This is a genomic window from Bowmanella dokdonensis (assembly GCF_017254865.1).
Classification (GTDB): domain Bacteria; phylum Pseudomonadota; class Gammaproteobacteria; order Enterobacterales; family Alteromonadaceae; genus Bowmanella; species Bowmanella dokdonensis.
The window spans coordinates 1-327 of sequence record NZ_JAFKCV010000241.1 but is presented as its reverse complement, the minus strand read 5'-3'; the positions used below and the strand labels follow the sequence as shown (position 1 = coordinate 327).

The 327-nt window shown below is 53.2% G+C and carries 1 protein-coding gene; it reads left to right on the top strand.

The window, feature by feature from the left end; all coding sequences use genetic code 11:
• The coding region (locus J0A66_RS22400) for an NAD-binding protein (RefSeq protein WP_206576033.1) at positions 1-327 on the top strand (327 nt) is incomplete at both ends.

The window sequence follows — 327 nt, the reverse complement described above, 5'->3', positions numbered from 1 at the left end:
CACTGGTCATACTTTACAGCCGCTGGGTAAACAGTCGTCAGTGCCCGCCTGTGTATGATACAGCCAGCAGTGTAGAGGACCCTCAGGTGGTCATTGCGGGTTTTGGCCGCTTTGGCCAGATGAGTGCCAGGATCCTGGCTGCCAACCAGATCCCTTTTACCGCGTTGGATAAAGACGCCGCGCATATTGCCTTTGTTGAACAGTTTGGCAATAAGGTGTTTTACGGCGATGCCACTAAGCTGGACTTGCTAAGGGCTGCGGGGATCGAGCAGGCCAAAGTATTGCTGATAGCGGTTAACCGCGAAAGCGATGTGATGAAGATTGCAG